This window comes from Simkaniaceae bacterium, from assembly GCA_021734805.1.
Taxonomy (GTDB): Bacteria; Chlamydiota; Chlamydiia; order Chlamydiales; family JACRBE01; genus Amphritriteisimkania.
Window position 1 is genome coordinate 24,593 of record JAIPIG010000013.1, and the last position, 23,307, is coordinate 47,899.

Here is a 23,307-nt window from a genome sequence, read left to right on the forward strand (position 1 = left end):
AGTTCCCCAAAAATAACCCGCCTCATTTGTGCTATGGCAGATTTGTGATTATTTCATCAATCTTAATTCAGGATTAAAGAACTCTTCAGCTCTTTTAATTCATTTTCTAAGTTCTTAATGCGGTTAACATAGTGTTCAATTTTTCGTAGATGAACTTGTTGCTTGTTGTATTCGGTAATTGGCATGATGGGGCTACCGCCATAAGCGCCTTTTTCCTGAATTGATTTGCTCACTCCACCTCGAGTGGCAATCATGACTCCATCTGCAAGCTCTACATGACCGACGATTCCTACCTGGCCACCCATCATAACGAGATGACCTGTTTTACTCGATCCCGCTATTCCCGTTTGAGCAACGATTAAATTATCCGCACCAATTTGAACGTTATGGCCAATCTGGACGAGGTTGTCTATTTTTGTCCCTTTCCCAATTGTTGTCGATTTAAAACGAGCCCGGTCGATTGTCGTATTGGCGCCAATTTCAACATCATCTTCAAGAATGACATTGCCAATCTGTTCGAGCTTGATGTGTTTTCCTTCCGGTGATGTCAAATAACCATATCCACATGAACCAATAACGGCTCCCGGTTGAATGATGACTCTGTTTTTGAGTATGCATCTTTCACGGACAGTGACATTGGGATATAAGATGCAGTTTTCACCAATGCTAACCCCGGGACCAATATAAACTTGAGGAAAAATAATGGTGCCTTTTCCTATAGTAACATCTTTGTCAATGACTGCATAGGGTCCAATTTGGACATCGCTCTCAACTTTAGCAGAAGGATCAATAACCGCTGTTGGATGGATTCCTACAAAAGCTGTTTTTCCATCTGCAATATTGATGAGAGTTTCAGCGATTGATTGAAATGTCTGAGAGGGGTTTTTGCAAAGAAGATAGTTTTTGCCGTCTGTAACGGGAAAGTCTTCATGAACGCAAATCACACCGGCTTTTGTACTTTTTAAGGCATCTTTGTATTTGAGATTCGCTAAAAAAGTTGCATCTGTTTCACTTGCCTGTTTAATGTCATCCACGCCATGAATTATTTGGCTTGGATTGCCGATAAGCTGAGTGCCGGTGAGTTGAGCGAGCTGTTCGAGTGTGAAATGTTTAATCATTAAAGACTTCCTTTTATCTAGGTTTTAAAATGTCTTTTTATTTCTTTTCTTCAGCTTTTTTCTGAGATTCAAACTCGTCATTCAACTTATTAACTACAATTTGAGTGATATCAAACTTTTCGTCATAGAAAAAAGCAGCTTCTTTATTCAAAATAAGAGGGATTTTATAGTCTTTTGCAATGATTTCAGAGGCTTGATTAATTTTATTAGTCATGGTTTGCATCAATTTCATGTTCGCTTGTTGAAGAACTTGATAAAATTGACTTTGATAGCGATTCATTTCTTCGTTAAGAGCTTGGAAACGCACTTTGAGTTCTTGTTCTCCTTCGGGAGATAAGCCATCGATATAGTCTTGATCTTGTAGTTTTTGAGAAACTTCATTGAGTTGCTTTTCCGTATCAGTCAGCATACTGATCATTTGTTTTTTTAAAGATTCAAAGCTTTCTCTTTCATTTTTACCGAATTTGGACTCTTCGATACATGTGCTAAAATCGACAATGCCAAAGCTAGCTCCTTTGATTCCGGCATGTGTCGCAATAGAGAGCGACAATGCAATTAAAGTAGATGTAAATAATTTGTTATTCATAAAAATCCTCAAGTTTAATTCTAGAATTGGCCCGCCATTGAGAAGAAGAAACCATCATTTTGTATTTCATCTTTGTGGGTTCTTGAAATCAGTGGGTAACCCCAACCAACAACAAGGGGAAGTCTGCTTCCAATATCGATACGCAAACCTCCACCGACGCTCGCTCTAAATTTGCCAATAGCGTACTCATTCAAAGTTACGGCACCGGCATCAAAGAAGACAAAAGCATCCAAAGGTCTGAAAATATTTTGTAAATATTCTGTTGAGAAGAGTGCTGAAGAAGCACCCCCTGCCGGGTCATTTGTTAGAGTCCCGTTATTGCGCACATATTTAGGACCGATGATTCCCGGTTGGAATCCGCGGACTGAGTTGTCGCCTCCTAAGAAGAAACGCTCGTTAGCAGGTAATAAAATAGGTTCGCCATTTCCCATTGCCGTTAAAAATTTTAAATCACCGCGGAATTTAAGGGTTCCTTTTCTCCAAACGGGGATGTAGTAAGAGTTAAGATAGAAAAGTTTGGCAAATAGGAAATCTCGATCATTTACATCATGCCTTCTTACCCCGGCAATTTCACCTTCAATTGTGGATCTAAATCCTCGATGAGGTCTTAAAATATTATCGGTTGAATCATAACCAAAGTAAAGTCCGACACCGGATACAATACCGCTGTTAAGCGACTGGCGTTGCGCCTCTTCACTCGAATCGATACCCACTTTAATTACGGTGTTTGAAATTCTAAATTTCCATCCATATGACCAGTAGGCTGAGAGGGGATATGAAGCGTAGAAGTTAAGGCCGGTTGCATTTGATTTAAACGATTTTGAAGTGATCCGGCTCTTTGAGTAAGAGACGTCAAAACCGACGCGCCAGAGGCTATCTGCAAAGTAAGGGTTTAGCCAAGAAATCGCGTAGGTTTGATAGCGGGGACCAATAGACACATTTAAGCGCGCATATTCTCCGCCTCCACGAAGTCCTTTTAATCCCTTATCGAAGAATCGACCAAGACCTCGATGATTGAAGTTGTTCTCAACGAGATCGACTCCCCCATTCACGCTATCGGTAGAGCTCGCTCCAAAGAAAAGAGACATTGATCCCGTAGAGGTTTCTTGTACTTCAATGTTGACATCTCTGTATTCGGGTCCTAAAGCCGTATCATCGGGATTACGGACGGCATAGACATTGACTGATTTAAAGAAGCCAAGGGCTTCAAGCCGATGCTGTGTTTGTTTTAATTTGTCGGCATCGAAGACTTCACCGGGTGTCAGGGTAGAGTGATTTAAAATGACGGGCGTTTCCGTGCTGACGTTGCCAAGAACGCGAATGACACCAATGCGAAATTGTTTAGACTCTTCAATAATAAATCGGACATCGTAGGTTGATGAAAATTGAGACAGTCTGAGTTCATAGCGCACATTTGTATCGATATAGCCCTTACGGCCATATAGATCTTTAATTGCATCAGCGGCTTCTCTTAGTTTATCAGGGGAGTAGACATCTTCTTTCTTTATGCCGAGAGCATCAGTGATTTCTTGATCTTCTTTGATGGTATTCCCTTCGAAAGTGACATCGCCAAAATGGAAGAGGGGACCTTTATTTGCTTTAACGACAATGATAATATTTTGTTGTGGCGAACTTTTAAGCATGATATCGACATGGGCATCCGCATAGCCTTCGTTTTGAAGGTAATTAACGATGACAAGTTTGTCTTGCTCCATCGCTTCGGGGTGGTAAATGCCTCTTCCGGTAAGCCAACTAACAAAGAGGTTGTATTTTTTAGCGCTGATCATCCCGAGAATATCAGACTGCTCTTTTTCGCTTAGACCTTCGAACTCAATTTTTAAGATATGAGCAGATCGACCTTCTCGAACAATAATATCGATTTGGATTTCATTGGTATCGGGTATGCGAACGATTCGATAAGTTAAGTGCGCTTCAAAATAGCCCTTTTTGACGTAAAATTCTTTGAGCTTATTGAAGGCCTTAATGAATTTTTCTTTGTTGTACTGAGTGTCGGGTTTAATGCCGAGTTCTTTTTGAAGCGTTTTTGTTTTAACCTTCTTATTTCCGGTCCATTTAATCGCTCGAATAAATGGTTTTTCCCAGAGTAGGACTTTAATGTAAACTTCGCCGTCTTTCACTGTTACGGTGGGATCAACTCTCTCATACTCATCAGATAGTTTTTTTAGATCTTGATCAAAGACGCGTTGTGAAAAAGGCTCGCCCACCTTTGTTCGCATTGTCGAACTTAAAATACGAGGATCATAATAGGATCCCTTAGGGCGGTTTTCGATTTGCATATCAATTTTAGCGACGTTTTTATTTTCGATGACTTCGACCATAGGTTTTGTCGATGGATCAGCCGAGTATAAAGGTAAAATTGAGGTGAGTAGAAAGGCGCTGAGAATGAATGAGCTTTTTTGCATTAATAGATCTTCTTATTAAACTAAACTTTTGCAGCGAATTATATGGAACTACTGTAAATAATTGCAACCTAGGTTGTGATTTTAACTCGACTTTGTAACTTTTTGGACCCGAAGGCCTCGAGATATTTGTTCTCGGGGGAGTTATTAAAACCGGGAAGAGGGTTTTTACCCCTTCCCGGTTTTAATAATCTCCTAGTTTGACGATAGGTCGAGCGTCCGAGAACAAATAGACGGGGCAGGCGGGCCCAAAAAGTTGCAAAGTCGAGTTTAAAGAGGTTGCCTTCCTAAAATAGCTCGATTAAGCGTTCCTTCATCTACAAAATCAAGTGAACTTCCAAGCGGGAGGCCAAAGGCTAGCCGGGAAATGACAAGGTTCATATTTTCAAGTTCGCCTTTAATATAGAGTGCCGTTGCATCTCCTTCCAAAGTCGAATCAAGGGCGATGATCATTTCCCTTATACCTCTTTTTTGAACTCTTTCTTTAATGAGATCCGTTTTGATTTGCTCTTCATAGTCGCCGTCAAGAGGGGATAAGAGTTTGGGGATAATATGATATAACCCATTAAAAATATGTGTTTCTTCTATGGCATAGACATCTTTGACTGAGGATAAAATACAAAGAGATTTTTGATCGCGATCAGTAGAGTCGCAAAAGGGGCATTTTCCATCTTCTAAAAAAGCAGAGCATTCTAAGCAGGGGTTGATTTGGGTTTTCAAAAGGCTTAAATGGCTAGAAAATTTTTGAATATCACTCTCTTTCCAGTTCAAAAGGTGAAAAGCAAATCTCTCTGCCGATTTTTGCCCGACACCGGGAAATTTTTTAAAATAGGAGATCAAGGCATTGAGGGGCTGGGGGTACCTTTTCATTTCATTTTCCTTTAGTTTTTTCTTTGCTTTTTATAAAATTGAAGTCGACTCTTTTGATTTCTAGAAGTGATCTTTGGAACAAGCCTTTTTACTTCTTATGAGATTATAGGACTAAAGGAAAATTATGAAAGCGAAAATCATTGCGACTAGCTCTTATTTGCCAAAGAAAATTTTATCTAATGCCGACCTTGAAAAAATAGTTGAGACGACAGATGAATGGATCACTTCTCGTACGGGAATGAAGGAGAGGCGTATTGCCGCTGAGGGGGAATACACTTCAGATATGGGGATTAAGGCCGCTCAATCAGCCCTTGAAAAAGCAGGTCTTTCCGCTACAGATGTCGACCTAATTATTGTGGCAACTCTAACGCCTGACTATACATTTCCAAGTACGGCCTGTCTGATTCAAAATGCAATACAGGCAACTCATGCTGCGGCTTTAGATGTTCAGGCCGCTTGCTCGGGCTTTATTTATGGTTTATCTATTGCTAAGGCATATATTGAATCGGGAACGTATCGCAATATCCTTCTTATTGCTTCGGAAAAACTATCTTCTATTGTGAACTATGAAGATCGAGCGACCTGTATTTTATTTGGGGATGGGGCTGCAGCAGCGCTTATTTCAAGTGAAGGAAAAGGGCTACTCATTGATCATGTCGTCCTTGGGGCAGACGGATCATTGACGGAAATTTTAAAAATGCCGGGAGGGGGATCGCGATATCCGGCAACTCAGGAAACAGTCGATCAGAAAATGCACTACATTCACATGGAAGGAAGAGAGACGTTTAAACATGCCGTCCGTCGAATGGAAGCAGCTTCCGTCGAGTGTGTAGATAAGGCGGGGATTGATGAAGTACATTGGATGGTTCCCCATCAAGCTAATGTGCGTATTATTGAGGCGATCGCAAAACGATTTAAATTGCCGATGGAGCGTGTTTATTTGACAATCCACAAATATGGAAATACATCAGCTTCTTCTATCGGGATAGCTCTCGATGAACTTTTAGGAGAAAATAAAATTTCTTCAGGTGAAAATATTCTTTTAACGGCATTTGGAGCCGGCCTCACTTGGGGCTCAGCTGTTTTAACGCAACAATCATAATTAAGGACGATTGAGTATGAGACATCGCAAAATTGCCATTATTTTTCCCGGTCAAGGAGCTCAATATCCCGGAATGGGACTTGATTTTTACGAAAATCGCAATGCTGCTAAAGAAGTCTTCCAAATGGCGGATGAGCTGATGGGTGAAAATTTTTCAAGGACGATTTTTGAGGGCGATGCTCAAGAGCTTAGCCAAACGCAAATCAGTCAGCCCGCCATCTATATTACCAGTTATGCTCTCTACCGATCTTTAATAACGGAAATCCCTGAAGTTGCACCATATTGCGTAGGCGGGCTTAGTTTAGGTGAGTATACGGCTCTTGCCGTATCCAATCGTCTAACGTTTGATCATGGCCTTAAGCTTGTTCAAGCTAGAGGCGCTTACATGCAAGAGGCTTCAGAGAGAAATCCCGGAACGCTTGCTGCGGTTTTAGGGATTGATGAACCCCAAGTAACGGAAGTTTTACGCCCTTTTCAGGAACAAGGCGCTCGCATTTGGATAGCAAATATGAATTGTCCGGGGCAGGTTGTTATTGCCGGAGAAAAACCTGCGATCCAAGTTGTAGAACCCGTTTTGAAAGATCGCGGTGCAAAACGCATCATTTTTCTTGATGTTTCAGGGGCATTTCACACTCCATTGATGAAGCCGGCACAAGATCGATTAGCTCCTATGATTGAAGCGGTTTCAATGAATGATAGCCCAATTAAATTTACATCAAATGTCACAGGCGGATTTGTCAGCAACATCAGCGAAATTAAGCACAATCTCATAGCTCAAGTGGCTTCTCCGACTCGATGGGAAAGTAATATTCGAGCAATGCAGGCTGATGGAGTGGAGTTGTTTATTGAGGTGGGATGCGGTAAATCCCTTGCAGGGATGAACCGTAAAATTCAACCGGGGGCTCCAACTGTTAGTGTGGATAAGCTATCTGACCTAAAAAATGTCGAATTGGCGTTAAATGGACAGACGGTTAATAATTCTTAAGGGGATGACATCGTGTTATTAGTAGATCAAAAAAAAGCCCTTATCACAGGTGCAACAGCCGGGATCGGAAGAGGAATTGCCATAGCCTTTGCTAAAAATGGCGCTGATGTTGCGATTATCGGGACCAATCTTGAGAGAGGAGCTGAAGTTGTCGAGGAGCTGAATCAAGTGCGTGTCTCTCCTAATCAATCATTTCAGTTTATTGCCATGGATGTTTCGAATCACGATCAAGTGCAGGAGAGTGTTGATGCGCTCTTAAAGTCGTGGGGGGCAATCGATATATTAGTCAATAATGCCGGGATCACCCGTGATAAGCTACTTATGAAGATGTCTGAAGAAGATTGGGACCGCGTGCTTGATGTCAATTTGAAATCGGCTTTTAATTTTTGTAAAGCGGTGATTCGGCCCATGATGAAAGCCAAAGAAGGCAAGATCATCAACATCTCTTCTGTCATTGGCTTGACAGGAAATCCCGGACAAGTTAATTATTCTGCTTCTAAATCGGGTATGATCGGACTTACGCAATCTCTTGCTAAAGAGGTTGCTTCAAGGGGGATCTGTGTTAATTGCATTGCTCCGGGCTTTATTCAAACAAAAATGACTGACGCTCTAAATGAGGGTCAAAAAGAAGCCATTACTCAAAAAATTCCCATGCAGAAATTGGGGCAAGTTGAAGATATTGCAAATGCATGCCTCTTTTTGGCGTCATTTCTTTCTGATTATGTAACGGGAGAAGTTATTGCCGTTGATGGAGGATTAACAGCTTAGTCTGCATTTCTCACAAAGTTGGGAAGAAGAGCTGCAGCCCGATATACCGGCTGTCAAGGATTGGCCTCCATTCAAAGTCATCTTTAAAAGAGATGAGGGCTCACTTTGTAGACAAACTTTTAAATTATAACTAACAATATTAGATTGAGGAATATATTTATGACATCATCTATTGAAAAAGAAGTAATAGACATCGTTGTAGAGCAGCTTGGAGTTGATATAGCTGAGGTGACAATGCAAAAGTCATTTGTAGAGGATTTAAATGCGGATTCTCTCGATTTGACAGAGCTTATTATGACTTTTGAAGAAAAATTTGGTTTTGAAATCCCGGAAGAGGTTGCAGAAACACTTAAAACTGTTGGCGACGTCGTTGCTTATGTTGAAGAAAAGCAAAAACAAGCGTAAATAAGCGCTATTTTTTTACCGATTGAAAGCTGTTTAAAAGAAATTTTAAACAGCTTTTTTGCTTTCTTGCGAGTGGTATAAAGCCAAAATTCAGGATATTAATCTTCCGAAAGATCAGCAGAAGAGGGGGCTTGTCTTGCCCATGATCGTTCGTAGAATACGATAATAGGCAATACGAGAAAAAGGATACAAACTAAAGTAATGCCAATAGGATAAATTGTTGCATTATAAAATGAGCTGACAAGTGCAACGATAAATGAAGTGATGAGTAGGCGAATGGTGGTTAGCAAGCTTGCGACAACACCTTTAATTTCCGGGAATAATTCCATTCCTTCCGGAAAGTATAGCCCATTGATCCAATTAGCCCCGAGTGTGAAAAATAACATCCCCATTGTAAACCCAAGTGGGCTGTGGGGCGCTAAAAGCATGATTGCAACTGCCCAGATTCCCCCAACTGCCAATAATACAACACCGAACTTCTTTAAAGTGGGAGCTCCCCATTTTTTAATAGCTATATTACAAGTCATACTACCTGCAAGCCATACGATTAAAATAGAGGCTTGATAGAGGGGAAAGATATTTTTACTCACCCCAAGTTCAATGACAAAAAGCACTGAAATATTAGAGATAAATGTCATGTAAGCAGAAAAAATAAGGCTTAAAACCAGGATGATTTGCCAGAAGCGCATATTGAGAAGGACTGTTTTAAAATCGTGTTGGATTTTTGCAATTTTAAGATCTTGACGATTATCAATTGGAAGCGTTTCTTCTAAGAAAAATAAACAGATCAGAAAACTAATCAAAACTAAAACGGCGATCAAAAGAAAATTTGAATGAAAACCAAAATGATGGTTGAGATAGCCACCGGCGATCGGTGCAGCAGCCATAATAAAGGGGATTGAGGCATTCAAATAGTTATTTGCTTGGAGCGCCTTTTCTTTTTTAAAGGTGTCAAAAATAATGGCTGTTCCAAGTGTAAAACAACCGCCGCTTCCCAATCCTTGAAAGAAGCGCCCAACAAGCATCAATGAAAAATGATGTGAGAAGAGGGTGATAATGCTACCTAATAGGAAGAGGCCTAAAGCGATGAGGAGTGGTTTTTTGCGTCCTAGGACATCAGAAGTGGGGCCATAAAAGCAGCCCGAGGCACAGATACCAATAAAATTAATTGTTAATAGGTGTTGAATGGCATCTTCCGAAACTTTGAAATAACTCATCATATCGGGGAAAGCGGGTAGATAAATGTCCGTTTCAATACAGGCAGCAATAAAGATAATTGCAATGAGAAGTAAATATTTAATTTCTCGACTAGTCATAAAAAATGGGAAGAAGGGGTTATTGTTTTCTATCCTATACCGAAATGAGTTGAAGAATTCGGATTTTAGCTTTGATGGCGCTTCGAATTTTTATCAGGCTTTAGCCGGCATAATTGTTTGAACCTATCGAAGATAGCTCAAAAAATTATGGATAAAAAGTCGAAGATATCGGCGAAGATAAAAACCAATTCTTCAACTTATTTCGGTATATATTCTACTGGATTTTTTAATTTCATTGTAATTATATAAAATATTTTATGCGGGAGGCTTTTACAAGATGAAATATTTACGTTGGTGGATCTGGAGTCTAGTCGTTTTATTCTTGTTTTATGATTATTTTCTCAGAGTTAGCCCAAGTGTTATGGTCGATGCATTGATGAGAGAATTCCAAGTCAACGCGACTATGGTTGGGACCATTAGTGCTTTTTACTTTTATGCTTATGCCCCATTACAGCTCCCGGTTGGCCTTTTAATGGATCGATTTGGTGCAAAACGCCTTCTGACTTTTGCGATGCTTATTTGTGCTCTAGGCGCTTTCTCGTTTGGAATGGCTCATCATATTACGGTTGCTGAAATGGGCCGATTTTTAATGGGAGTGGGTTCAGCCTTTGCTTTTATAGGCATGGTTTATGTGTGCGCGCATTGGTTTCCATTAAAACAACGCGCCTTTTTAATCGGTCTTGGAAATTCATTTGGAATGCTCGGTGCTGTTGTCGGAGAAGGCCCATTGAGTATTGTATCTGAGCGCCTTGGTTGGCGCTATACCATGAGTGGATTTGCCGGGATTGGGGTTATAATAGCTATCATCATGTACTTATCTATACGCAATACACCCCCTCATCAGGCTTCAAAAAAATTAAAAAAAATTCAATTCCATCACGTTTGGGTTCATTTTATTGAGGTGATTTCAAGGGGAGCTTCTTGGATCAATGCCATTGGAGCGCTTCTTATGTTTGTTGTAACAGTTGCGTTTGCGAGTTTATGGGCCGTTCCATTTTTACAGTATGCTCATCATATTTCACGTGATGAAGCAGCTTTTGCTGCTTCAATGGTATTTGTCGGGTGGATTGTAGGTGGTCCCTTTTTTGGATATTTATCTGATCAACTGAGACACCGCAAGGGAATCATCATATGGGCGATTCTTATAAACTTAGCCTTGCTTCTTCCCTTGATTTATATCCCTCATATCCCGGCATTTTGGGTGTTTGCAATGATGCTTTTAATTGGAATAGCGCAATCAGCACAACTTCTTTCATTTAGTATGGCTGTTGATATCAATCGACAAGAAGCGAAAGGAACGGCAATTGCCTTCACCAATTTTTTGGTTGCCTTAGGGGGAGCGATCTCGCAGCCGCTTGTTGGATTTATTCTTGATCGCTTTGCTCTTGTGACTCCGGATCGCGTTTTTTATACATTGCGCGATTTTCGAATTGCAATGACTGTTTTTCCTGTTTGCCTTGTGCTTTCGCTTATTTTTTATCTATTTTTAAGATATAAAAAGCACTCGAATCAAAAACGCCGCAAGCCTTTAGTGCGCAAGCGGCGTTCGGTATAAAGAAGTCAGGGGCCGGAAAAAGTCATACCCTGCTTTGCTTCTTTTTGTGCTCAATCCCTTTTGTAAGCAGGACGAATGCAACATAAATAGTTGCAAATGCTGCAAAAACTATAAAAAATGGTACATGAAAATAATCCATCATAGAAAGTTGATAAACAGCATCTTTTTCATTCATTTTTGAGGATATAAAGACAGAGAGCTCATTAAATATGGCAGCTCCAACAAGCATGCCTGCAAAGCCGACAATGATTTTTTTCGATCCTTCTGCTAATGCAGCAAGAAGGGTTCCCGGGCATAATCCTAAAAGAGCCATACCAACCCCAAAGAATCCGCCGCCAATTAAACTAAATAGGATGGGCGTTTTTGAAAAATGAAATGTTGGAATCATTCCTATAGCATTTAAGCTATAAATACCGAGGCTTCCCACTAAAATAGCAGTTAAAATAACCTTCATAACGGTGAAGTCTTTTAATATAAGCTGATTGATAATGACTTGCGCATTGGCAACGCGAGCCTTACGCAAATAAAAACCAAAGACCATACCCGTTAAAAGAGCTGTAAGAGAAAGGATTGGATTTGAAAAAAAGTGAATTGACATTATACATCTCCCTTAAGATTTTCGATATGCGAGCATCGCAGTTGGAATGGCAGTCATAAAAAATGCCATCATAAAAATCCAACTTGTAATAGAAAATTGAGCGGCACCTGAAATGGCGTGACCGGAAGTGCAGCCATTGGCCAATCGAGCCCCAAACATCAGAAGAATACCTCCTATAAAGGCTTGAAGAGCACTATTGGAATAGGTTGAGGTGCGCGAAGAAAGACGATAGGCGAATATTGAGCCCAATATTAAACCGATCATAAATAAAATGGACCAATCAAAGACCACTCCATTTTTCAATAAGGAGGCAAAATAGGGGGTTTGAGCCACATGGGCCGGAGTAATCAGCCATTCAATCCACGCTGCAACTCGAGCAATTCCTGTTGAAACTCCAATTTTTTCTCCGAGCATAAATAAAAAGATAAGTAGTCCTCCAATTCCTGTTCCGACAAGATATGGAGACCAAGATTCTTTTTTTAATGGCGACATGTTATTCCTCATTGTCATCTGATTTCTTTAATTTAATGATTTAAGATTGATAGGGGGTGTGTGCGTTTTGATTGGTAGGTATAGGGGTTTTTCGTTGAGCGAATCTCCTTTTTAATGGGAATTAAATCACTCTCTCCCTGTTGGGAATAGAGCCTTGCTTCAGCACATGAAACCTCTTTTGGATCGATGAGAAGGGCAATATTGCCATATAAATCAGGAAGGGGAACATAGGCTTTTCCTTCTAATTCAATACACACCGGGGTTTGTAGACCTTGATAAGAAGAGGGCTTAATGATTTTTAGTTCATAGGGAGAAGCATTGCAATACGATCCGATTTCAGTTTGATGGTCATATATAAATGAAAGCTTTTGCTCTTCTTTTCCATTTTTTATCGTTGCTTGTGTCATCAGTCGATTTTGCGAGTCATAGGTATAGCGAATCACTTCTTTATTGGAGCGCCATTCAATTAATCGATCGAGGGCATCATAGATACAATGAAAAGTATCTCGAGGAGTTTGAATTATTTTTGGATTGTTATTGTCATCATATTCGATCGTTTTATCATCGATTTGAAGTAGATTTTGATAGGATGAGATTTCTGTTTTTTTTCTGTTTTTTTTACGTATTTTCCCAAGGGAATCAAATTCATAAGTGTTTGTAAATAGGCCTTTTTCTTCTACAAGTTGATCGTTGGCATTATAGAGAAACTCAGTTGTAAATGTGTCGTTAGGAGTACTCAGTGTTGTTTTTAGAGGTAGGCCTGAAGGGCTTACAAGATCAATGGTTTGTGTGAATAATTTATGGGAGATTTTGGATATATTCCTATAATGATTCAATTGATAGGTAACTGAGCCAAGGTCATACATCAAAGTTTCTTTTAGACATGTACCGTTTTGATCATAGACTTGAAAAAGATGTTTTTGGTTTTTACGCTCGATCGACACAAGATGAGATCCGTGATAGTGATAGGCTATTTGGGAGTGATCAGGGAGGGTGATCAACATTGGGCGTCCAATTCCATCATAAGTGTATTGAATTTTTAAGCCATTAGCCAATGTTTCCGAAAGTAAGTTTCCTTCTGCATCGTAGCCGTACGTTTCTTGTCTTTGTAAAATATGGTCAAAGACTGAAATAAGATGCCCTTTTTTATCATATTCATAAGAATAATCAATCGTTCGATTTGTTGATAGAAGGCGAGAGACTTGATTTGAATCATTATATTGATAGAGAAGCGAAACACCCGATCTTTTGGTAAAGGACTTGATCTGATTGCTAATGCCGTATTGAGCTTTAGTTATTTGAGGAATGTCTTCAATCTGGCCACTTTGATATGAAGTGATATTACCCTTTTTATCATAACCCCAATGGGTAACATAGGTGGCAATGACTTTCCCATTCAATATAGCTTTATTTTTTTGGAAGACTTTTCTCTGATATTGATCATAGCCATACTCTTCTTGCGCAAGAAGAAGGCCGTTTTTATCTTTTTTTTCGAAAGAAATCAGTAAATCAGCTTCATTATAGCAGTAGCAAGAAACAGTTTGCTTAGCATCTATTTTCTCAAGTTGAAGGACTTGAATCGTATCGGGTATTTTTCTTGCATTGCGTTTGATTGCTTTGGATTTATGGATAGCCGTTATCGCTTTTTCTCCTTTAAAAAAAGGTAAATGGGAATAGCGATAGCGCGTTGTTTGTCCATATATATCCGTATGAGAAAGGCGCTGCCCCCAGCTATCATAGCTCCATTTTTCAATAAGAGGGGCATCATTTGTATGAACTTTTTTTTCAATGACATGATCATAAAGATCATATGTTAATTCGATGTGACTAGACATTTGTCCATTGCTTTCAATTTTCTCCTCAATTAGTCGATTGAGGTTGTCATATGCAAAATTTTCATGGATAGCATCTTTTTCATTGTTTGATGGATATCGAGTCTTCCTAGCAATGCGTCCACGCGCATCATAGGTGTAAGTTGTTCGCGAATGAGGGGTCATTTTTTGAATGACTCGGCCTGCTGAATCATATTGATATGAAATCTCATTCCCCTTTTCATCAGTTTCAGAGAGAAGAAGGAATCCGGCATATTTGTAGTGTTTTTGAGTTAGCAGTTCTTTATTGGATGAAAAGGTATCGATTCGAATCGGTCTTTTCAGAGCATCGCGAGTATAGAAAATGCGGTGACCATTTGGAAGATGAATTGATTCGACACTATCGGGAATATCGGCTAAAGCACATTTCTCACACATTTGAGTCGGATCATCTTTCTGATATTGCTCATTGCCAATATCTTGTAGGTGTTGACTCTTTGCGTTATCAAACGGGCTGCAGCCCGTTTCTCCGGCTAAAGAATAAACGATGCGCGTTTTTTCACCACTCACATTTGTAGTTTCAATCACATTTCCTAATGAATTATAGGTGTAGTGATTAGTCTGCAAATGATTTTCAACCGTTTTTAAGATGCGATGAAAGGGGGCATATGTTGTGGAAGAAGATGGTTCTACAAGATAGCCTTGATGGGTTAAATAAGCCGGGGAGAGAGTAGAAATAAGATTGTTTTGAGAGTCATATGTAAATCGCTTTTCACGTCCCCTCTCATCTTTTTCACTCACTTTTCTCGATTGGTTGTCATATTGATAACGAACGGATCGAGTTCCATGAGGAGTTTGTATTGTTTTTTTTATCAGGCGATTACTTTGATCGTATTCCATCATAGATAGAATTTGTTTTTGGAGATGCTGAGTGCGGATTAAATTGCCATAGGCATCATAGGTATACTTTATTTCTCTATTGAGAGGATCTGTTTCATAAATGAGACGCCCCTGATCGTTATATTGAAAATTTAGGACATAACATAATTGGTCATCAGCATCATAGATTTCTTTGCAAATGACTTTCCCTTCAGGAGAGTAGGAGAGGATCGTTTTTTGAATCAAAGTCACTTCTTGAGAGGAGGGATCGATTCCTTTTTCGAGAATAATATGAGGTAGATCAAGACCGGGATCTTGGGGTGTTGGGATGATGTCTCTTTCCTTTCTCAAGTGAACACCTGAAAAGTCATTTAACTCCATAGAAGTTCCATCATCTTCGACTTCGCAAGTGAGAAAGTGATCCTTATTGTAGCTATAAAATTGGCGTTTAATCACTCCTTTATCAGGAGCATGATAGAAATGGCGTGTTATGAGGTGTGTCGAGTTCAAATAGTCAAAAGTTTCAAAGGATCCGTCGGGATAAACAATTTTAACTAATCGGTTAGTTCCATCATGTGTATATTCTCGAGTTGTTATTCGTTTTTCTACTTCGCCAATGGGAAACCCTGCATGATTGAATTTAAATTTATTTGATTTGAGACCGCTAAACGATCCAAATTGAGTTTCTTGGATAATATTGCCATTTTCATCATATTCAAAGTGAGAGGAGAGAACACCCTCTTTAGTCTGACTTTTTGTTGTATAAATGCAGCTTAGGTATTGCATTCCATTTTTGTTTTCCCAGCAAAAATGTTCAGAGTGATCTAGATGAGTGGATCCTTGTTGTTGTTTATATGTCTCAATTTTTGTTAGAGAGAGATCGCGATTAAATTCATATTTCAATAGCCCCCCCGCAGTTTCTTTCACTTGTGTTGAAAACTGCGTTAATATCCCCCTTGGGGTGGGTGTAAAGGGGGTATATGAAAAACGATAGAGCTCAATCGGCTCATTGTTTTTTCCATAAGGGACGTTAATAGATGAGAGTCGATCCTTTAGGGCTTCGTTTAGACCAAGCTGCCTAGGATTCTCAAAAGTGTGGAATTGAATAAACCGCCCTTGTAAAAAGTCAATCATGGTCGGATAAAGAGCCGATCCGGAGGCGTGTTTTTTCCAGATATAGCGGTGCTTAGAATCATAAGCAGGTGAGATTTCTTGGAAGAGAGGGTATTCTAAATTTGATTTTGGGAATGTGGAACAATCCATATGGTAGATATGGGTTTTCCCTTGGCTTGTAATGATTTTAAAATCAGAGGCTCGAGGGTCCTTATCTGCGACAAAATAATGAAACCAGACTCCTCCATAAGCCTTTGTTTCACCGGGGTTCATCGATTTAATCTCACAAAGTCGGCGGTGTTGGTCGTATTGATAGAGGTAGGTTAACCCATTTTTTAGCGTTTCTTTAATAAGGTCATAGCGGTAGCCTTTATAGACAAGCCTATCTTGCAGTTTATGGCGTTGGGCATAAACTTTTTCAGTGCCGTCTCCCATCACAACTCGAATTTCATGTTTATCCGAATCGTATTTTATTCGGATATTAAAGGGATTTGTTTGACCGGAGGGATCTCCCTCAAATGTATTGGTCAAACCTATAGGAGGGATGAAGTGATATTGATAGCCCAGGGAACCTTTTTTTTCTGATTTAAAAAGGAATTTTCTTCCATATTCATCGCTAAAACGAATATAAAACACGGGTGTGAGGCCTTTTTCATGCGAGAGATATTGATCGATATGCAAATGGGGCATGAGATGAAAAGCCCCATGTAGATTTCCAATGGATGGTAAGGGAGAGAGATAGGACGATTTAAGATAAATAGGCTGTTTTCCACCGGTCATTAAATCTTCTCGAAATTCCATTAGCTGGCCGGTGATCAGAGCTACCTGCAATTGTTGATTTAAATGGATTGGTTTTGAGGCTTCATTTTGATTGATCGAAAAGGCTGCCCGATAATCGGTATAAAAAGCGATATTGGGATGGCTGAATTCAGCAAATAGCGCAAAGGATATAAATAAAAAAAAGCTCAAAAACCGGCGCATAATCATAAATAAAAAAACCTTTGAGAAAGGTGAGTTACAAAGCCGAGATTATCTCGACTTTGTAACTTTTTGGACTCGAAGGCCTCAAGATATTTGTTTTCGGAGGAGTTATTAAAACCGGGAAGGGGTTTTTTACCCCTTTCCGGTTTTAATAATCTCCTAGTTCGACCGTAGGTCGAGCGTCCGAGAGCAAATAGACGAGGTAGGCGGGCCCAAAAAGTTGCAAAGTCGAGATTATGGCAAATCAAGATTTTTTTAACAGAAATACTTCACCCTATTTCCCTATATATGCGCTCTGCGCATTCGGGAAGAGGGATTTCTTTATTTACGAAAAGTTCGCGCATTTCGGCAATGGTGTCATTGATTTTTGGGTGTTCATGGAGCATCATATTCCACAAAATTTCTTCTTTAAGAATGGGGGTAAAGCTGTAACGCTCTCGAATGAGGCGGGAAAAATCCCTCATTTCAACTTGAAGACGCGGATCCGATATCAGTTCATATAAAACAAGAGCGTAGCGCAGTTCAAATCGAGAAGTACGACTACTAAATAGAGAGATCATAAACCTAAAAAATGGAGAAAGAAGGGGGAAGCGCTCCCTATGTTTTGTTGCATATTCGTATAAACTAGAGACAAAAACCTCTTTGTGAGGCGTCATTTCATATAGAGGAAGTCCGTGTGCTAGAGCCTCGGAAAAAGAGACATCCCCCGTACAACCAACCCAGCTTTTTGAAGCAGCTATTAAAGTCAAAACATCGCGATGAGGCAGTGGAAACGGATTGATCAATCTTAAGCACACACCGCTATGAGAAAAAATAGTTTGCGATCGACAAACGAGCGTTTCTGTTGTTTCACACATCTCATAAAATTCAATTTGTTTTAATCCGCCAATATGCATTTCAGACAAATAGTCGATCCCATTTTGTGCAGGACAAATCATATTAATGTTTTTTCCTCTTGGAATGTGCATCATCAGTTGAGCGAAAACGAAATAACAAAGAAGGGTTTGACTATGGAAATATGCAAAAAGAGTTTCACCGGGGTTAGTTGTTAAAAAAGTTGATAATGGCCGATGTGCTAGTGAGGATAAATCAAATGGAGAGGGAAGGGATGCAATGGGGATTCCCGCCTGTCCCGATCGAATTCCCATTGAGCGTAAACTTGAGGTAAAATCAAGCTCATAAAACTGAATAATAGGCGGTAAGGGATGGGCTTCTTTTTTTAAGATTTTTAAAAGGGAGCATAATCGATGATAAGGGAGGTTAATGATGAGATTTGCACGATGAATGATAGAGATGGCCCTGTTAATGAGTGGATTCGTTTCCATTTCTTTAATCTTTCGGTGAGCGATGTCGATAGAGAGAAGTTTAATTATTTCATAAGGGGTTGTCTCTTGGTCTTTGTCTAAACTGTCCGGGTCTTCGAATTGAGGAATCATACTGATTTCAACAGCCGGAAAGAGCGAAGAGATTTTTTCAGCGGTAAGACGCATTTGAAAATAATCGCCAAGACCGTCATTGAGTATTTCGCCGCAAATCAGAATATGTTTTTCTTTCAAGTCGCTACTGAGTTTGTCAGATAGTGAGGAGCGGATCGCCTGATCAAAGAATGCGCTGAAACGGTCTCGGCTTGTTGTAGGGCCATTAGTGTGATAAGCTGCAAAGACGGCTCTTGCTGCTTGGTGGACAGGAAGGGATTTTGTCGCCTCCAATAGCTCTTCTGATGTAGAATCAGCTGCTATTGATGTTGATCCCAAAGAAAGTGCTGCTGCGGCCATGAATTTACCCTGATTAGCTGAATAATATTAATCTCGACTTTGTACATTTTTCGGCGCGATTTTCACAATCTTTTGACATACAATCTTGCAAAACTTGCGTCCAAAAAATGTACAAAGTCGAGTTAATGGGATTTAACTTCGATCCAAATTTTCCGCATTTCTTCTTCACTTAAAAGACGTTTAAAAAAGACAAAATCTTGCCTCTCTAATGAGCGATAGTACTGATCAAAGTAGGGTTGTGATTCATCAATATAGTCAAGCGCAGAGGGATTTGCCGGATACATAGGGGAGTGTTTGCCAATAGCTTGAGCTTGGACTTTTGGTTCATAAAGATAGTTGATGAATTGATAAACGAGATCTTCCTTCTTTGAGTGGGCGGGTATAGCTAAATTTTCGATACTTATAAAAGTTGCCTCGTCAGGGGTAATAAAATGGAGAAAGGGGTGTTCTCTAAACATAGAAAAGGCAAAAGAAGAACGGAGAATACCTGCATGACAGTTTTTGGTTTGGATTAGGTACTTCCCTCTATAATCGACATAGGCTTCCACCCATTTTTTTTGAGAAATGAGGAGTTTTAATACTTGATCGGCTTGTTCTTTTGTCAGTTGAGAGAGGGGGCCGTAAAGATAGTGTGAAGCAAATAAAATAGCCTCTCCGGCATCAGCGGGCATGATCAACTTATATTGGACAACTTCAGGATCAAATAGGGCGTGTAGGGAATGAGGGATTTTATTTTTAGGAAAAATCTCTTGATCGATCACGATCCCATAGATTTCCCATGCACAGGGAAGAGAATAGATGTTGTTAGGGTCATATTCGAGATGCAAAAGGGAAGGGGATATGGCATTGAGACATTGGAGGCGCTGATGATCTAGTGGCTTTAATAAATTTTTCTGGATGAGCGTTTTAACCATGTAGTCAGAGGGAATGATCAAGTCATAACCATTCTTATTCGATAAAAGTTTGGTATACATCTCTTCATTGGATGCAAAGGGATGAATATTAACTTTAATTCCTGTTCTTTCCTCAAATTTTTTTAAAATATCATCATGATCAAAAAAATCTCCCCATGCAAAGACATCAATTGTCCGGGGATGGTCCTTTTTAGCTATATTGGCTAGATTTAACAATGCAAATAGGAGGACAACCCAAATGCCGATAAAAATAAGGCGGATCAATGAAAATGAGTTTCTTTGCTTTTTCATTAAAATATCCTCGTTTTTACCTTTGGAGAGCAAAAAATCATTACGGCAACCGATGTCCCCAGCAATAAAAGAGTCGATAGAGCATTAACGACAGGGGATATGCCATAGCGAAGTGAGGAAATTAGATAGACGGAAAGTGTTTGAAAAGAGGTTCCGCTACAAAAATAGGATAGGATAAAATCATCAAATGAAATGACAAAAACGAGAAGGCCGATTGAGATAATTGCCGGTCGAAGTTGTGGAATAATGACTTTAAAAAAAGTTTGAAGGGGCGTTGCTCCTAAGACTAGAGACGCTTCGATAAGTCGGGGGTCTAAACTCGTATAGCGCACGTAGAGGATGGGAACAACAAATCCAAGTGCAATGACAGTGTGGGAGACAATTAAGGTATGAACACCGAGGGTGATATTGCAAAAAGAAAAAAATGAAGTGAGGGCAAGAGCGAGTACGGTTTCCGGAATAACGAGATTACCATAGAAAAAGGGGATCATTTTTTGAATACGAGATCCATAAATATGAAAGCTAATCATCGTCATCCCTAAAAAGAGGCTCAAAAGAGTTGATGAGAGGGCGACAACAAGCGAATTAAAAAAGGCTTGCCAAAGATCGGGTGTCAAAAAAAGTTGGTGATACCATTTTAATGTAAATTGCTCAAAGGGGGAGGGAAATGTCTTAGTATTGAAGGAAAAAGCAACAAGAACAATGATTGGCAAATAAAGAAAAACATATGTAAGGATGACAAAAAATGTGGAGCTAATTCTTGAGAATGAGTTCATCGCGATCCCCCTCCCGATAGGACTTTAGAGAGGTGTTTAAAGAGCCAAAATAAAATCGATATGCAAAAGGAAAGAGCGCAGATGCTAATCACAGTGTAAGCCGTTCCTAAATGTCCCGTTTCTTCTCCTAGAATAAATTGAGAAATCACACTCCCAATATAATAATCTTTATCGCCTCCCATAAGTTCCGGTATGACAAATTCTCCAAAGGCGGGAATAAAAACGAGAAAAAATCCCGAGCGAATTGAATTCATCGTCAAAGGGAGGAGAACGCGGCGGAAGGTTTGAAATTTAGAGGCTCCAAGGTCTTGCGAGGCCTCTAAAAGAGAGGGATCAAAACGGTCTAGAGATGAATAGATGGGGAGAGTCATAAAGGGGACATAATAATAGACCATCATGAGCATGACGGCAAATGGGGTATTGAGAAAGTGGATAGGAGATTGAATAAGTCCCACATTGAGTAAGATGGTGTTTAAGAATCCATCTTTTTCTAAAACAAAAAACCAAGCGTAAATATGCAGTAAAAAGTTTGTCCAAAAGGGAATGATCAGAAGGAAAAAAAACATGTTTTTAAAGCGCCCCCCACGAAATGCAATGAAATGGGCAAGGGGGAAGCCAATGCAAAAACAGGTAATGGCGGTTGAAAAAGAGAGAAGAAGAGACGATCCGATTGATGAGAGATAAGATGATTGGCAAATATGTCGAAAATGGGCGATTGAAAATGAAAGCGTTCCGCGTTCATTCCAAACAAAAAAACTGGCTAAGATCATCAAAGCAATAGGAAGATAAAAAAAGAGGATTTGCCAAATCAGAGCAGGTATCCCAATCGCAAAAGGGGCTTCTCTTTTAAGAGCACTAATGAGTCTTCGGATAGGTGATGACTGTGTTTCCGAAGATAAGATAGTCGCTTCTAACACTTCATTCATCTTTAACTCCCCCTTTAGTTCTGTAGTAAAACGACGTTTTCTTTTTGCCAATAGAGGAAGACTTTATCATCATAGTCAATCATTTCTTTTGGGAAATGATCCTCATTTTGCTCAAAGACCTGAACTTGGATTTTATCATTAATCTTAATGATATATAGGGTAGAGCGGCCGTGGTAGACAATATCACTTACCGTACCCTCAACCGTATTTGAAAAATTTTCTACAGGTTTTTTGGATAGAAAGATTTTTTCGGGACGGATCGTGAGTGTGGTTAAACAACCACTCTTCAGCCAAGGCTTATTCGATGGGACTTTGATGCTAAAGCGCCCAAAATCGGGAATATCGATTTTAGTGTCATTATCAACTTCGTGTAAAATCCCTTTGTAAATATTCGTAGATCCAACGAATTTCGCAACGAATGAAGAAGTCGGGAATTCATAAATTTGCTCGGGCGTGCCGATTTGTTCAATATCACCATCATGATTCATAATAGCCATTTGATCGGCAACTGTCAGAGCTTCAAACTGATCGTGAGTGACATAGATAAATGTTGTTGAGAGTTTTTCTTGCAAATCGATCAGTTCGATGAGCATTTTTTCTCGGAGTTTATAATCAAGAGCTGCTAAGGGTTCATCAAGAAGGAGGACTTCGGGTTCATTCACAATCGCTCTTGCAAGGGCAACGCGCTGCTGTTGTCCCCCCGATAGCTCTTTGGGGAGTCGATGCGTGTGGGGCTCGAGATCGAAGGCTTTGAGGAGCTTCATAACGCGCTCGCGGATGTCTTCCTTAGGGCGATTCTCAATGACAAGGCTATAAGCAATATTCTCAAAGACGGTTAAATGGGGAAAAAGAGCATAGTTTTGAAAAACAATATTGACTTTGCGCTTATTAACCGGAAGGTGGGTAACGTTGTGATTTCCAATATAAATTGATCCGGAATCGACTGTTTCCAGCCCTGCAATAAGGCGTAGAAGCGTTGTTTTTCCGCATCCACTAGGTCCAAGGAGAGCAAAGAATTTACCCGCCGGGATAGAAAGATTGACATTTTTAAGGATCACTTCGCCATCTTTTGACTTCGTGACATCCTTGAGGTGGATGCTGCGCATAGACCTTGCCCCCAATTAAAAAAAAAATTAAAAAATCACCGCCCTAGTCGTTGTTTGACGGGTTTTCCTTATTATTTAAGAAAACCGACCATTCGCCTTAATTGCTCTGACAATTGTATCGATTCACTGAAATAAAATACACATATATATTGGGAGATTATGTGAACCGGGAAGGGGTGATAAATGGCGTTTTTGCATCGTTCATTTTTTATCTAACATGTTCATTATCAGTTTTTTAACAAATAAGAACTGCCCTTCCTCAGTCTCCGTTATTGTTAAAATCTTTATGGCCAATGACTTGATCATTCGTTGAATGGGGGCCAAGCGGGCTAACAGCTCTCGGTATATACCGAAATAAATTGAAGAATTGGTTTTTATCTTCGCCGGCATCTTCGACTTCTCACCCTTAATTTTTTGACCTGTCTTCAATAGGATCAAAAAATTAAGCCGGCTAAAGCCTGATAAAAATTCGAAGCGCCATCAAAGCTAAAATCCCAATTCTTCAACTCATTTCGGTATA

The 23,307-nt window shown here is 39.8% G+C and carries 18 protein-coding genes; 5 read left to right on the top strand and 13 right to left on the bottom strand.

Annotation, left to right across the window (positions count from 1 at the left end; genetic code table 11):
- Positions 1–62: 62 nt before the first annotated feature.
- The 4 genes from lpxD to recR all read right to left on the bottom strand — a co-directional run bounded on the left by lpxD (position 63) and on the right by recR (position 4,994).
- Positions 63–1,118, bottom strand: coding sequence for a UDP-3-O-(3-hydroxymyristoyl)glucosamine N-acyltransferase (gene lpxD / locus K9M07_03720; GenBank protein MCF7852334.1), 1,056 nt, complete (start codon positions 1,116–1,118; stop codon positions 63–65).
- A 37-nt stretch (positions 1,119–1,155) separates the two neighbouring features.
- Positions 1,156–1,704: an OmpH family outer membrane protein gene (locus K9M07_03725; protein MCF7852335.1), complete on the bottom strand. Its 549-nt coding sequence runs from the start codon at positions 1,702–1,704 to the stop codon at positions 1,156–1,158.
- Positions 1,705–1,724: 20 nt separating this feature from the next.
- On the bottom strand, positions 1,725–4,127 hold the full coding sequence (bamA, locus tag K9M07_03730; protein ID MCF7852336.1) for an outer membrane protein assembly factor BamA: 2,403 nt from the start codon (positions 4,125–4,127) through the stop codon (positions 1,725–1,727).
- Positions 4,128–4,394: 267 nt separating this feature from the next.
- A complete protein-coding gene (recR, locus tag K9M07_03735) occupies positions 4,395–4,994 on the bottom strand; it encodes a recombination mediator RecR (protein MCF7852337.1) in 600 nt (199 codons plus the stop codon).
- A 124-nt stretch (positions 4,995–5,118) separates the two neighbouring features.
- Here recR and K9M07_03740 point away from each other — a divergent pair, with 124 nt between their 5' ends.
- The 4 genes from K9M07_03740 to acpP all read left to right on the top strand — a co-directional run bounded on the left by K9M07_03740 (position 5,119) and on the right by acpP (position 8,254).
- The gene (locus K9M07_03740) at positions 5,119–6,096 is read left to right on the top strand and encodes a ketoacyl-ACP synthase III (GenBank protein MCF7852338.1); all 978 of its coding nucleotides are present in this window, start codon (positions 5,119–5,121) and stop codon (positions 6,094–6,096) included.
- A gap of 16 nt (positions 6,097–6,112) precedes the next feature.
- Positions 6,113–7,081, top strand: a complete 969-nt coding sequence (gene fabD, locus K9M07_03745; protein ID MCF7852339.1) for an ACP S-malonyltransferase — start codon at positions 6,113–6,115, stop codon at positions 7,079–7,081.
- Positions 7,082–7,090: 9 nt separating this feature from the next.
- Entirely contained in the window at positions 7,091–7,849 is a 759-nt protein-coding gene (gene fabG, locus K9M07_03750; protein ID MCF7852340.1) for a 3-oxoacyl-[acyl-carrier-protein] reductase, read from the top strand.
- 159 nt (positions 7,850–8,008) lie between these two features.
- Entirely contained in the window at positions 8,009–8,254 is a 246-nt protein-coding gene (acpP, locus tag K9M07_03755; protein ID MCF7852341.1) for an acyl carrier protein, read from the top strand.
- 98 nt (positions 8,255–8,352) lie between these two features.
- On the opposite strand, the gene K9M07_03760 is transcribed toward acpP, so the two are convergent.
- Positions 8,353–9,570, bottom strand: a complete 1,218-nt coding sequence (locus K9M07_03760) for a multidrug effflux MFS transporter (protein ID MCF7852342.1) — start codon at positions 9,568–9,570, stop codon at positions 8,353–8,355.
- A gap of 277 nt (positions 9,571–9,847) precedes the next feature.
- On the opposite strand from K9M07_03760, the gene K9M07_03765 reads away from it, so the two are divergent.
- On the top strand, positions 9,848–11,125 hold the full coding sequence (locus tag K9M07_03765; GenBank protein ID MCF7852343.1) for an MFS transporter: 1,278 nt from the start codon (positions 9,848–9,850) through the stop codon (positions 11,123–11,125).
- Between the two features lie 22 nt (positions 11,126–11,147).
- Here K9M07_03765 and K9M07_03770 read toward each other — a convergent pair whose 3' ends face one another.
- The 8 genes from K9M07_03770 to K9M07_03805 all read right to left on the bottom strand — a co-directional run bounded on the left by K9M07_03770 (position 11,148) and on the right by K9M07_03805 (position 22,787).
- The gene (locus K9M07_03770) at positions 11,148–11,723 is read right to left on the bottom strand and encodes a YeeE/YedE family protein (GenBank protein ID MCF7852344.1); all 576 of its coding nucleotides are present in this window, start codon (positions 11,721–11,723) and stop codon (positions 11,148–11,150) included.
- Between the two features lie 12 nt (positions 11,724–11,735).
- On the bottom strand, positions 11,736–12,215 hold the full coding sequence (locus tag K9M07_03775) for a YeeE/YedE family protein (GenBank protein MCF7852345.1): 480 nt from the start codon (positions 12,213–12,215) through the stop codon (positions 11,736–11,738).
- A gap of 32 nt (positions 12,216–12,247) precedes the next feature.
- Positions 12,248–17,005 (bottom strand): hypothetical protein, encoded by a 4,758-nt coding sequence (locus tag K9M07_03780; GenBank protein ID MCF7852346.1) that lies wholly within the window; start codon positions 17,003–17,005, stop codon positions 12,248–12,250.
- Positions 17,006–17,268: 263 nt separating this feature from the next.
- Positions 17,269–18,774: a hypothetical protein gene (locus K9M07_03785; protein MCF7852347.1), complete on the bottom strand. Its 1,506-nt coding sequence runs from the start codon at positions 18,772–18,774 to the stop codon at positions 17,269–17,271.
- A gap of 122 nt (positions 18,775–18,896) precedes the next feature.
- Positions 18,897–19,979 (bottom strand): spermidine/putrescine ABC transporter substrate-binding protein, encoded by a 1,083-nt coding sequence (locus K9M07_03790; GenBank protein MCF7852348.1) that lies wholly within the window; start codon positions 19,977–19,979, stop codon positions 18,897–18,899.
- Positions 19,979–20,755, bottom strand: a complete 777-nt coding sequence (locus K9M07_03795; GenBank protein ID MCF7852349.1) for an ABC transporter permease — start codon at positions 20,753–20,755, stop codon at positions 19,979–19,981. The genes K9M07_03790 and K9M07_03795 overlap by 1 nt, the downstream gene beginning before the upstream one ends.
- Positions 20,752–21,681 carry an ABC transporter permease gene (locus K9M07_03800; protein ID MCF7852350.1) on the bottom strand — a complete coding sequence of 310 codons (930 nt, stop codon included), beginning with the start codon at positions 21,679–21,681 and terminating at the stop codon, positions 20,752–20,754. The genes K9M07_03795 and K9M07_03800 overlap by 4 nt, the downstream gene beginning before the upstream one ends.
- A gap of 14 nt (positions 21,682–21,695) precedes the next feature.
- Entirely contained in the window at positions 21,696–22,787 is a 1,092-nt protein-coding gene (locus K9M07_03805) for an ABC transporter ATP-binding protein (GenBank protein MCF7852351.1), read from the bottom strand.
- Positions 22,788–23,307 lie beyond the last annotated feature (520 nt).

Coding starts and splice junctions, on each gene's coding strand:
- lpxD (MCF7852334.1), bottom strand. CDS start 1,118: ATGATTAAACATTTCACACTCGAACAGCTCGCTCAACTCACCGGCACT.
- K9M07_03725 (MCF7852335.1), bottom strand. CDS start 1,704: ATGAATAACAAATTATTTACATCTACTTTAATTGCATTGTCGCTCTCT.
- bamA (MCF7852336.1), bottom strand. CDS start 4,127: ATGCAAAAAAGCTCATTCATTCTCAGCGCCTTTCTACTCACCTCAATT.
- recR (MCF7852337.1), bottom strand. CDS start 4,994: ATGAAAAGGTACCCCCAGCCCCTCAATGCCTTGATCTCCTATTTTAAA.
- K9M07_03740 (MCF7852338.1), top strand. CDS start 5,119: ATGAAAGCGAAAATCATTGCGACTAGCTCTTATTTGCCAAAGAAAATT.
- fabD (MCF7852339.1), top strand. CDS start 6,113: ATGAGACATCGCAAAATTGCCATTATTTTTCCCGGTCAAGGAGCTCAA.
- acpP (MCF7852341.1), top strand. CDS start 8,009: ATGACATCATCTATTGAAAAAGAAGTAATAGACATCGTTGTAGAGCAG.
- K9M07_03760 (MCF7852342.1), bottom strand. CDS start 9,570: ATGACTAGTCGAGAAATTAAATATTTACTTCTCATTGCAATTATCTTT.
- K9M07_03765 (MCF7852343.1), top strand. CDS start 9,848: ATGAAATATTTACGTTGGTGGATCTGGAGTCTAGTCGTTTTATTCTTG.
- K9M07_03770 (MCF7852344.1), bottom strand. CDS start 11,723: ATGTCAATTCACTTTTTTTCAAATCCAATCCTTTCTCTTACAGCTCTT.
- K9M07_03775 (MCF7852345.1), bottom strand. CDS start 12,215: ATGTCGCCATTAAAAAAAGAATCTTGGTCTCCATATCTTGTCGGAACA.
- K9M07_03780 (MCF7852346.1), bottom strand. CDS start 17,005: ATGATTATGCGCCGGTTTTTGAGCTTTTTTTTATTTATATCCTTTGCG.
- K9M07_03785 (MCF7852347.1), bottom strand. CDS start 18,774: ATGGCCGCAGCAGCACTTTCTTTGGGATCAACATCAATAGCAGCTGAT.
- K9M07_03790 (MCF7852348.1), bottom strand. CDS start 19,979: ATGAAAAAGCAAAGAAACTCATTTTCATTGATCCGCCTTATTTTTATC.
- K9M07_03795 (MCF7852349.1), bottom strand. CDS start 20,755: ATGAACTCATTCTCAAGAATTAGCTCCACATTTTTTGTCATCCTTACA.
- K9M07_03800 (MCF7852350.1), bottom strand. CDS start 21,681: ATGAATGAAGTGTTAGAAGCGACTATCTTATCTTCGGAAACACAGTCA.
- K9M07_03805 (MCF7852351.1), bottom strand. CDS start 22,787: ATGCGCAGCATCCACCTCAAGGATGTCACGAAGTCAAAAGATGGCGAA.